This is a genomic window from Nonomuraea guangzhouensis, assembly GCF_019396345.1.
GTDB lineage: Bacteria > Actinomycetota > Actinomycetes > Streptosporangiales > Streptosporangiaceae > Nonomuraea > Nonomuraea guangzhouensis.
In genome coordinates, this window is record NZ_JAHKRM010000021.1 from 110,324 (window position 1) to 122,152 (window position 11,829).

General features: G+C 74.4%; 3 protein-coding genes. 1 reads left to right on the plus strand and 2 read right to left on the minus strand.

The annotated features are described in order from the left end of the window. Positions 1-18 precede the first annotated feature (18 nt). The gene (locus KME78_RS37830; protein ID WP_246652804.1) at positions 19-9,942 is read left to right on the plus strand and encodes a non-ribosomal peptide synthetase; all 9,924 of its coding nucleotides are present in this window, start codon (positions 19-21) and stop codon (positions 9,940-9,942) included. Positions 9,943-9,984: 42 nt separating this feature from the next. Here KME78_RS37830 and KME78_RS37835 read toward each other — a convergent pair whose 3' ends face one another. Together KME78_RS37835 and KME78_RS37840 are read right to left on the minus strand one after the other, a co-directional pair. Next, positions 9,985-11,154, minus strand: coding sequence for an MAB_1171c family putative transporter (locus KME78_RS37835; protein ID WP_219534268.1), 1,170 nt, complete (start codon positions 11,152-11,154; stop codon positions 9,985-9,987). Next, entirely contained in the window at positions 11,147-11,620 is a 474-nt protein-coding gene (locus tag KME78_RS37840) for an ImmA/IrrE family metallo-endopeptidase (RefSeq protein ID WP_219534269.1), read from the minus strand. The genes KME78_RS37835 and KME78_RS37840 overlap by 8 nt, the downstream gene beginning before the upstream one ends. Between the last annotated feature and the right edge of the window lie 209 nt (positions 11,621-11,829).

Sequence of the window (11,829 nt, forward strand, 5' to 3'; positions counted from 1 at the left end):
GGCTAGGAGCACCGGGTGATGGACCACTCGACGCCGGGCGCACGCCCCGGTGAGCACACCGCCCCGTCCGCCCCGCCCCCGGCGGGCGCGGACCCGGGTCTGTCGGAGCGGCGCGGCGCGCGGGAGCGGCCGGACGTCGCCGGCGCGCGTGACATCCTCGATCTGTTCGCCGAGCGGGTCCGGCTGGCACCCGGCGCGACCGCCGTCTCCTCGGCCGCGGGCTCGCTCCGCTACCACGAGCTGGACGTGCGGGCCAACGGGTTCGCCCACCGCCTGCGGGAGCTGGGAGCGGGCCCGGACACGCTCGTCGCCGTCTACGCCGAGCGCGGCCTGGACCTCGTCGTGGCGCTGCTCAGCGTGCTCAAGGCGGGCGCCGCGTACCTGCCGCTGGACCCCGACGTCCCGGCGAGCCGCCTGGCCGCCATCATCGACGACGCGGGCGCGCCCGTCGTCGTCGCCCAGCGGGCGCTGCGCGACCGGCTGCCCGTGACGGCGGCGCAGTTGGTGTGTGTGGACGACAACCCAGGGCAGGCCGCGGACCCGCCGCCCGCCGCCCTGGCCCGTCCGGCGAACCTCGCGTACGCGATCTACACCTCCGGCTCCACCGGCCGCCCCAAAGGGGTGCTCGTCGAGCGTCGGCAACTCGCCGCCTACCTGGCCTGCTGCCTGCGGGACTACCCAGGGCTGGCGGGCACTGCGCTGCTGCACTCGTCGGTCTCGTTCGACCTGTCGGTGACCACGCTGTGGGGGCCGCTCGCGGCGGGCGGGCGGATCCACGTCGGGACGCTCGACGACCCCGACGACGTGCCCCTGTCCTTCCTGAAGGTCACCCCGAGCCACCTGCCCCTGCTGGAGAACGGGCCGCGGGACCGCACACCCAGTCTGCCCCTGCCGGAGGGCGAGCCGGGAGACCGCACACCCGGCCTGCCCCTGCCGGAGGACGAGCCGGGAGACCGCTCACCCGGCCGCGGCGAGCTGGTGATCGGCGGCGAGGCGCTGCACGGCGACACGCTGGGTCGCTGGCGCAAGGCGCACCCCGGCGCGACGGTGGTCAACGAGTACGGCCCCACGGAGGCGACGGTCGGCTGCGTGGCCTTCCGCCTCGCGTCCGGCGACGACACCCCTGACGGCGCGGTCCCGATCGGGCGCCCGATGCTCGGCGCGCGGGCCTACGTCCTCGACGCCGGCCTGCGTCCCGTCCCACCCGGCGAGCGGGGCGAGCTGTACGTCGCGGGCACCGGGGTGGCGCGCGGTTACCGGGGCCGCCCCGGCGGCACGGCGGAACGTTTCGTCGCCGACCCGCACGGGCCGTCGGGCGAGCGCATGTACCGGACCGGCGACGTGGTCCGCCTCCTGCCGGACGGGAACCTCGAGTACCTCGGCCGCTCGGACGACCAGGTCAAGGTCCGGGGACACCGGATCGAGCCCGGCGAGATCGAGGCGGCCCTGTCCCGGCACCCCCGGGTGGCCGCCGCCGCGGTCGTCGCCGACGGCGACCGCCTGCTGGCCTACGTCGTCCCGGTCGGCCGCCCCGGCCCGTCGCCCACACCGGACCCCGGCCCTACGTCCGCGCAACCGACCGGCCACTCCCCCGCACCACACCCCGCCCCCACGCCCGCGCAACCGACCGGCCACTCCCCCGCACCACACCCCGCCCCCACGCCCGCGCAACCGACCGGCCACTCCCCCGGATCGGGCCCCGAGCCCTCCTCCGCCCGGCGGACCGGACCCTCGCCCGAGCAGTTGCGCGCCTTCCTCGCGCGTGACCTGCCCGAGTACATGATCCCCTCGGTGTTCCATCCTCTCGACCGGCTTCCCCTCGCGGCGAGCGGCAAGGTGGACAGGAGCGCCCTGCCGACTCCGAGCCGCCAGGACGGCACCGCCACCGGCTACACGGCCCCCCGCGGCCACGAGGAGCAGGTGATCGCCGAGCTCTGGGCCGAGGTGCTCGGCCTGGACCGGGTGGGCGTGACCGACGACTTCTTCGCCATCGGCGGCAACTCCCTGCTGGCCTTCCGCGTGGTGCCGCGCATCCGGGCGGCGCTCGGCACGAGCCTGTCCGCCAGGTCGATCTTCCGCGAACGCACGGTGGCCGCGCTGGCGGCCTCCCTGACACCGGCCGAAAACGCGCACGACGGTCCGGGCCACCGCGTGGCCAGCGGCACCGGCGCGGGTAACGGCGCGGGTAACGGCGCGGGTAACGGCGCGGGTAACGGCGCGAACGACCACACACCCACCGGCGCGGACGAGCGCGCGGCCGCCGGAGCGGACCATGGCGTGACCGGAAGCCTCGCCGCGGACGTCGTCACCCCGCTGCCCCCGGGCCGCGACGCCCCGCTCTCCTACGCCCAGCGGCGCTTCTGGTTCTTCCACGTCCACGACCCCGGCAGCGCCGAGTACAACGTCCGGTTCGGCTACCGGCTGCGCGGCCCGTTCGACCCTGAGGCGCTACGTACCGCGCTGGGCGAGCTCATCGCCCGGCACGAGCCGCTGCGCACGACGATCGAGGCCGTCGACTCCGAGCCCGTGCAGACGGTGCGCGCGGCGGTCGACGCCGAGGTGCCGCTGACCGTCACCGACGTCGCCGCCCTCTCCGACGAGGAACTGGAACGGGTGCTGCGGCGCGAGGTGGGCCTGCCCTTCGACCTGGCCCGCGGCCCGGTGCTGCGGCTGGCCGTGCTGCGCCGCTCCGGCGACGACCACCTGCTGGTGCTCAGCCTGCACCACTCGGTGATCGACGCCTGGTCGATGCGGATCCTGGCGGACGAGCTCGGCCTGCTGTACGACGCCGCCCGCCACGGGCACCGAGCCCGCCTCGCGCCGCTGCCCGTGCGCTACGCCGACTATGCCGCCTGGCAGCGGGAGCGCTGGAACGACGAGAGCCTGGCGGACCAGCTCGATTACTGGCGTCGTCAGCTCGACGGGATCAGCCCGCTCGACCTGCCCACCGACCGCCCGCGGCCGGTCGTGCGCTCCTCCGCCGGCGCCGCGCACCGTTTCACCGTCCCGGCGGAGCTGGCCTCCGCGCTCGGGGACGTCGCCGCGCGGAACGAGGCGACCCCGTTCATGGTGCTGGTGGCGGCCTGTCAGGTGCTGCTGTCCCGGTACGCCGGCCAGCGGGACGTCTCGGTCGGCACCCCCGTCTCCGGGCGTGACCTGCCGGAGCTCGAACCCCTCATCGGCTGCTTCATCAACACCCTGGTGCTGCGCTCCACCGTGGACGAGCGGGCCACGTTCGCCGAGTTCCTGGGCGACGTACGGGAGACGGTGCTCAACGCGTTCGGCAACCAGAACGTGCCCTTCGACCGCTTGGTGCGCGAGCTCGACGCGGCGCGTGACCCGAGCAGGACGCCCCTCGTGCAGGCCATGGTGGCGTTGCAGAACGCGCCGCCCAAAGCGCCGCGGTTCGGCGGGACGCGCACCGAGCCGCACCGGCTGCCGCACGAATCCTCGATCTTCGACCTCACGCTGGAGTTCGTCGAGCGCGAGGACGACGGCGCGCTCGACGCGATGATCGAGTACAGCACGGACCTGTTCGAGGCGGCGACCGCCGAGCGGCTGGCCGCGCACCTGCTCGCGCTGCTGGAGGCGGTCACAGCGGCGCCGGACCGCCCGCTGTCCCGCGTCCCCCTGCCGTCCGCCGCCCTGCCCGGGCCCGCCCGTACGGCATCCGATCAGACCGGTCCGGTGTCCGTGGCCGGCGCGCCTGGCGACCACCGGCCGGTCCACGTCCAGTTCCGCGACTGGGCGCGGCTCGCGCCCGACGCCGTCGCGCTGGAGTGGGACGGCGGCACCCGCACCTACGCCGAGCTTGACCGGCGGGCCAACAAGCTGGCGCACCGGCTGCGCGCCCTCGGTGTCGGCCGGGGCGTGCCCGTCGTGGTGTGCATGGAGCGCGGCCCCGGCGTGGTGACCGCCGCCCTCGGCGTGATCAAGGCCGGGGGCGCGTACGTGCCGCTCGACCCCGGCACGCCGCCCGAGCGGCTGGCGTACGTGGTCGCCGACACCGGCGCGCCGATCGTCCTGGCCGACGCCGGCCACGAGGGGCTGCCCGTCATCCATCCCGAGCACGACGCGGAGCTCGCCCGCTGTCCCGAGACCGAGCCCGAACAGCTGACGGAGCCGGGCGACCTGGCCTACGTCATCTACACCTCCGGCTCCACGGGCCGGCCCAAGGGCGTCATGATCGAGCATCGCGGCCTGGCCGACCTGTGCGCCTGGCACGTGGCGGCCTTCGGGGTGGTGCCGCGGGACCGGGCGTCGCAGGTGGCCTCTCTCGGGTTCGACGCCGCCGTGTGGGAGATCTGGCCCTATCTCTGCGCGGGTGCTCGTGTCGCGTTCCCCGGGCAGGCGACGCTGGACGATCCGGACGCGCTCGTGGCCTGGTTCGCCGCGATGGGCACCACGATCTGCTTCCTGCCGACGCCCCGGCTGGAGACCGTCCTGGACCTGCCCGCGATCGACGGCACCGCGCTGCGGACCGTCCTGACGGGTGGCGACGTGCTGCGCCGCCGGCCCCGGCCGGGCATCCCGTTCCGGCTGGTCAACAACTACGGCCCCACCGAGAGCACCGTCGTGGCCACGGCCGGCGACGTGAGCCGGGAGGGTGAGGGGCTGCCGCCGATCGGCCGCCCGGTGACCGGCAGCGCCGGCTACGTCCTCGACGCCTACGCCAACCCGGTGCCGGTGGGCGTGCCCGGTGAGCTGTACCTGGCGGGCCCCGGCCTGGCCAGGGGGTACCTGAACCGGCCCGACCTGACGGCGGAGCGCTTCGTCGCCGACCCCTTCGGCCCCGCGGGCGGCCGGATGTACCGGACCGGCGACCTGGTGCGCCGGCTGTCCGGCGGCGAGCTGGAGTACCTGGGGCGCGGCGACGACCAGGTGAAGATCCGCGGCTTCCGGGTGGAGCCGGGCGAGATCGAGTCCGTCCTGCAGCGCCATCCGTCGGTGGGCGGCGCGGTCGTGCTAGCCACCCCGGGACGCGACCGCCTCGTCGGCTACGTGATCCCGGCGGGCGGTCACGAGCCCGATCCGGCCGAGCTGCGCGCCTTCCTGGCCGCGTCGCTGCCCGATCACATGGTCCCCGCCGTGATCATGGTGCTGCCCGCGTTCCCGCTGACGGAACGGGGCAAGCTGGATCGGGCCGCGCTGCCGGAGCCCGGTGCGCGGGCGGGGACAGCGGCCTACGTCGCGCCCGCCGGTCCGGTGCAGCGGGAGCTGGCCGGGATCTGGGGCGAGGTGCTGGGCGTCGAGCGGGTGGGGGCCGAGGACTCCTTCTTCACGCTGGGCGGCGACTCCATCCTGGCCATCCAGGTCGTCTCCAGAGCGCAGCGCGCCGGGCTGAGGCACACCGCGCGCGACCTGTTCCGCTGGCAGACCGTGGCGGCCCTGGCGCCGCACGTACGGCGGGCCGAGGAGCCCGCGCGCGCTCCCGCGCCGGACGCCGGGCCCGCCCCGCTCACCCCGATCCAGCGCTTCCTGTTCGACCGGTTCACCGTGCCCGGCACCTTCCACCAGTACATGGAGATGGAGCTGGACGCGGACGTGGACGAGCGGGCGCTGGGCGTGGCGGTGGCGGCCCTGGTCGCCCGGCACGCCGCACTGAGGACGCGCTGCACCGCCGACGGCGCCTCGCGGGCCCAGCGGGTGGCCCCGGCGGCGGGCGAGGACGTGCTGCGACACGTCCGGCTCGACGGCGAGGCGGACCCCCGGGGCGTGACTGCCCGCGAGAGCGAGGCCGCGCACCGGAGCATCGACGTCGAGCACGGGCCCGTGTTCGCGGCGGTGCTGTTCACCGGCGTGGGCGCGCCGCGGCTGCTGCTGACCGCGCACCATCTCGTCGTGGACGGTGTGTCCTGGCGGGTGCTGCTGCAGGACCTGCACACCGCCTACCGGCAGGCCCACCGGAGCGAGCCCGTCGACCTGGGCCCGGAGACCGGTTCCTTCCAGAACTGGAGCCGCGCCCTGGCCGCGCACGCCGCTGCCGGGGCCTTCGACCACGAGCTCGGCCACTGGAGCGAGGTGGCCCGCGACCCGCGGCGGGCGGCCGTCCCGCTGGACCGCCAGGGCGCCAACCTCGTGGATTCGGGCCGCAGGACGACGGCGGTGCTCGACGAGGCGACCACGCGGGCCCTGCTGCGCGACGTCCCCGGCGTCTACCGGACGGAGATCAACGAGGTGCTGCTGGCCGCGCTGGCCCGCACCCTGGGCGACTGGACCGGGCGCCCCGACCTCCTGCTGGCCACGGAGGGCCACGGCAGGGAGGAGATCTTCCCGGACACCGACCTGTCGCGCACGGTCGGCTGGTTCACCACGTACTTCCCGCTGGCGCTCCGCCTGCCTTCCGGCGGCGGCTGGGCCGAGCTGCTGAAGAGTGTCAAGGAGCAGGTCAGGGCCGTTCCAGGCCGCGGCTTCGGGTACGGCGTGCTGCGTTACCTGCGCGGCACCGCGCCCGCCTGCCATCCCAGCGTCTGCTTCAACTACCTCGGCCGTTTCGACCCGCCCGCGCAGGACCTCTACCAGGACGTCGCGCCCATCGGCCTGTTCCAGCACCCCGAGGACAAGCGGCCGCACATCCTGGACGTGGTCGGCGCGATCCGCGGTGGCCGGCTGGAGCTGACCTGGGAGTACTCCTCGAACCTGCATGACGACGCCACCGTCGAGCGGCTGGCGGACGAGTTCGCCGCGAACGTGACCCGGCTGGTGCGCCACTGCGCCGAGCCCGGTGCGGGAGGACGTACCCCGTCGGACTACCCGCTCGCGGGCCTGAACCAGGCGAGCCTGGACCGGCTCGTCGGCGACGGCCGCGACGTGGCGGACGTCTACCCGCTCACCCCCAGCCAGAGCGGCATGCTCTACGAGTGCCTGGCGGCCGGTGACGACGTCTACATGGCCCAGTTCGAGATGCTGCTCGACGACGTCGGCGACCCCGGCGAGCTCGCGCGGGCGTGGCAGTCGGTCGTGGACCACACGCCCGTCCTGCGCACGTCCGTGGCCTGGGACGGCCTGGACCACCCCGTACAGGTCGTCCACGGCCGGGCCCGCCTGCCGGTCGCCCACCACGACTGGCGTCACCTGTCCGAGGACGAGCGGCGCGGCGAGCTGGCCGCCCTGCTCGCCGCGGACCGGGCCAGGGGCCTGGACCTGACAGCGGCGCCGCTGTCCAGGCTGGCCATCATCCGCCTGGGCGACGACACGGTGCGCGTCGTCTGGACCCTGCACCACATCATGCTCGACGGATGGAGCGTGCACCGGCTGCTGCGCGACGTGCTGTCCGTCCATGCCCGCCAGAGTGCGGGCAACAGCGACGGCGGCGCGCCCGAGCCGCGCCGTCCCTTCCGCGACTACGTGGAATGGCTGAACGGCCGTGATCTCGGCGCGGCCGAGGCCCACTGGCGGCAGGCGCTGGCCGGGCTCACCGCCCCGACGCCACTGCCCTACGATCGGCCGCCGGGCAGAGAGCACCGGCCCAAGGCGGCCGAGCGGGTCCGCGTCGCCCTGCCGTCCGAGCTCACCCGGCGCCTGGCCGAGCAGGCCGCGGCGGCCGGCCTCACGCTCAACACCGTCATCCAGGGCGCGTGGTCGATCCTGCTGTCGCGCCACAGCGGCGAGTCCGAGGTGTGTTTCGGCGCCACGGCGTCGGGCCGGCCCGAGGACCTGGACGGGGCCGAGTCGATGATCGGGATCTTCATCCAGACGCTGCCCGTCCACGTGCGCGTGGACGGCCGCCGCCCGGTACTGCCCTGGCTGCGCGACCTCCAGGAGTCGCAGGTACAGGCGCGGGAGCACGAGGCGGCCTCGCTCGCCCGGATCCGCTCGTGGAGCGAGCTGCCGCCGGGGCCGGCGATGTTCGACAGCATCGTGGTCTTCGAGAACTACCCGATCGACTACTCCGCCCCCGGCCCGCGACTGCGGGACGTGGACGCCGCCGAGGCGAACGGCTATCCGCTCAACCTCATCGTCTATCCGGGCACGGAGTTGTCGTTCGTCCTGCTCTACGACCGGGAGCTGTTCGACGCCGCGACCGTGCGGCGGCTCGGCGACGACCTGTCCGAACTGCTCGGGCGGCTGGCCGCCGAGCCCGGCCGGAGCGTGCGGTCGCTGGGCGCGCTCAGCGCCCGTGAGCGCCGGACGCTGACGGAGTGGAACGACACGGCGCACGAATACCCGCGCCGGCCGGTCCACGAGCTGTTCGCCGAGCGGGCGCGGGCCGTGCCCGACGCGGTGGCGGTGCGGTCCGGCGGCGAAAGGCTGACGTACGCGGAGCTCGACCGCCGCGCCGGGGAGCTGGCGCGGGTGCTGACGACGCTCGGGGTGGGCGCCGAGTCCCGGGTGGCGGTGCTGCAGGCCCGCTCGCCGGACGCGCTGGTGTCGATGCTGGCCGTGCTCAGGGCCGGGGGCGCCTACGTCCCCCTGCACCCGGACTTCCCGCCCGACCGCATGCGGTGGATCCTGCGCGACACGGGCGCGGTCGCGGTGCTGACCGACCGGTCGCTGGCGGGACGTACCGCGGACCTGGGCGTCCCGGCCGTCGAGGTGGACGGCGACCTGCCCGTCCCGCCGTCCGCCGCCGCCCCGCCGACCGTGTCACCCGAGGGGCTGGCGTACGTGATGTACACCTCGGGCTCGACCGGGCTGCCCAAGGGCGTCGCGGTCACTCACGACGACGTGGTGAGCCTGGCGTGGGACCACCGCTGGCGCACCGGGGGGCACCAGCGGGTGCTGTTCCACTCGCCGCACGCCTTCGACGCGGCCACGTACGAGATGTGGGTACCGCTGCTGGCCGGCGGCGAGGTGGTGGTCGCGCCGGGCGAGCTGGACGCGCGGGGGCTGCGCGCGCTGGTGTCCGAGCACGGCGTCACGGCGATGTTCATCACGACGGCGCTGTTCAACCTGTTCGCCGAGGAGTCGCCCGAGTGCTTCGCCGGGCTGCGGGAGGTGTGGACGGGCGGCGAGGCGGCCTCCCCGCAGGCGTTCGCGCGGGTGACCGCCCGCTGCCCCGCGACCGCGGTCCACAACGTGTACGGGCCCACCGAGACCACCACGTTCGTCACGTGCCGGGAGATGACGCCCGAGGTCGTGCGGACGGGACGGGCGCCGATCGGCCGGCCCATGGACAACACCCGCGCCTACGTCCTGGACGCCGGCCTCGCGCCCGCGCCCGTGGGGGCGCCGGGCGAGCTGTACCTGGCGGGCGCCGGCCTGGCCCGGGGATATCTCGGCAGGCCGGCGCTGACCGCCGAGCGGTTCGTGGCTGATCCGTTCGGCAGCGGGGCGCGGCTCTACCGCACCGGGGACCGGGTCCGCTGGACGCGGGACGGCGACCTCGAGTTCCTCGGCCGGGCGGACGGCCAGGTGAAGATCCGGGGCTTCCGCATCGAGATGGGAGAGGTGGAGGCCGCGCTCCTGGCGCACCCCGGTGTCGCCGAGGCGGTCGCGGTGGCCAGGCAGGACGCCGCCGGGCGCAGGACGCTGGTGGGGTACGTGGTGCCGGCGGCCGGCGCGCCCGAGCCGTCGCACACGGAGCTGGCCGCGGCCCTGGGCGCGCGCGTGCCCGCGTACATGGTGCCCGCCGCGTTCGTGTGCCTGGCGCGGCTGCCGCTGAACGCCAACGGGAAGGTCGATCGCGACGCCCTGCCCGAGCCCGCTCCGCGGCGGGACGAGACGGAGGTGTACGTCGCGCCGCGCAACCCGACGGAGGAGGCGCTCGGCCGCATCTGGGAGCAGGTGCTCGGCCTGGACCGGGTGGGAGTGCACGACGACTTCTTCGCGCTGGGCGGTGACTCGATCACCAGCCTGCGGGTGACGTCGCGAGCGCGTCCCGCCTTCGGCGTGGAGCTATCGCCGCGCGACATCTTCTCGGCGCCGACGGTGGCCGCGCTGTCCGAGATGGTGCAGGACAAGATCCTGGACTCCCTCGAGGAGGCGGTCCGCCGTTCGTGACCGACACCTTCGAGAAGGCGGTCCGCCGTTCGTGACCGCGCCTCAGCGCGCGTGCCGCCGCCGGTAGGCGCGTGAGACGAGCCCGAGGAAGGCGGCGTCGCTGCTCAGGTCGGCGCCGCCGGGCACGGCCGCCGTCCCGGCCGCGCCGGCGGGCGGCTGCCCGCGGGCGCGCGCGGCGATGGCCGCGTCGAGCATGGCGGCCTCGGCGAACGCCTCCAGCCGCTGCCCGCGCAGGCCGGACCGCGCGCCCTCCCTGCTGGCCGCGTCCGCCACGCTCGGGTCCAGGTACGACTCCAGCGCGATCCTGCCGTCCCGGATCTCCACGAACCGCCGGTACAGGCGCAGGTCCAGGTCGCGGAAGGTGAACAGCTCGACGAGAAAGGGGGCTGGGGCCATGAGGGCGATGTCCGGGTTGGCCTGGTAGAGCGCCCGCCACAGCGGACGCAGCCGCAGGTAGAGGCAGAAGTCGCGGAGCCAGCGCAGCCGCGCCGGCCACCACGACGGCAGCGCGAGGCCGAGCAGGACCGCGAAGGCGGCCATCGGCGTCAGCAGGATGTCCAGGGGCGCCCGCAGCTCGTCGGGGTAGGGGAGGCTGAAGCGCCGGCAGGCGAAGTAGGCCGCCTTGTGCAGGTGGTAGATCACGGTCAGAGCGGCGCCCGCGGCGATCAGCCGCAGGCCCACGCGCACCGCCCAGTTCTCGCTCTGCCTGGCCTCAAGCAGGGCGAACCAGGTGACGTGGCACAGGACCGGCACGAGGTAGCACAGGAAGATGAGCCAGTATTCGAGCACGCCGGGGGTGCCCCCGTATTGGACGGCGAAGCGCACGCTGTTGACCGGCGTGTCGGACAGGGCGAAGGCCAGGCACATGCCGAACACGACGATCCCCGGCCAGGCGACCGCCCACCACATACGCCGGCGTGGCCCTCCCAGTGGTGGGCTGACGTGCAGCACGACCGTCCGGATCGACCAGGCGACGGCGAGCATGAACAGGTGGGACAGCAGCCGGGCGAGGTTCGGCACGCCCGTCAGGCGCCAGACGATGTCGTACACCCAGGGCGTGTTGACGGTCATGGAGGCGGCGAGGGCGGCCACGATGACGAACACCGCCCGCCGGGCCGGGTCTCGCGCCCAGGAGCGGTGGTCGGCCAGCCGGAACGCGGTGAGCGCGCACAGCAGCAGAGCGGGGCTGTACAGCCGCAGCCACTCACTCACAGCCGTGGCCGGAGCCCCTGCCGCCGGGCAGGTTCACGGTTCCGGTGAGCACGGCATCCATGCGCCGCACGGCGGCTGTCCGCGGCCGCGACTCCCTGCACGCCCGCCGCCAGATCAGCGAAGCGAGTAGTTCGGCCTCCTGCTCCTCCTCCGACCAGTAGGTGGTGCGCTTGAGCACGCGACGGACGACGGCGGGGCTCAGGCTGGGGAACAGCAGATGCCGCTGGTCCTTCACGTTGGCGGCCGGATAGTGCTCGCAGATGACGTGGCCCAGCTCGTGCAGGATGATGTGGTCCTGGTGCGGCGGCGTGGTGTCGGGTTTGTAGAAGATCAGGTCGGTCTCATCGGTGGCCAGCCAGGCGCCGAGTATCTCGTCGTCACCGGGCAGCTCCAGGAGCCGGATGGGGCGTCCGCGCTCGGCGGCGACCAGCTCGCACAGCGTCCGTACGCGATAGGGCCTGGGCATGGGTAATCGCCGGGCAATAGCCTCGCATCGACGTCGTAGGAGCCTGAACTTCTCGCCGGCGGGAATCATACCCTCTCCAGGTTAACAATTCCGCATCACTATACGATCATGTCGAATTTCCCACTAACCGCGACTATGACATGCATGATCTACCCCGCGCAAACCACCTAAACAAATCCCGGCCCCTCTGCTGAAACAAGCCTCTGAGC

What these genes read in the sequence shown, in the direction of transcription:
- KME78_RS37840 (WP_219534269.1), bottom strand. Translation starts at nt 11,620, where the DNA reads ATGCCCAGGCCCTATCGCGTACGGACGCTGTGCGAGCTGGTCGCCGCC.
- KME78_RS37830 (WP_246652804.1), top strand. Translation starts at nt 19, where the DNA reads ATGGACCACTCGACGCCGGGCGCACGCCCCGGTGAGCACACCGCCCCG.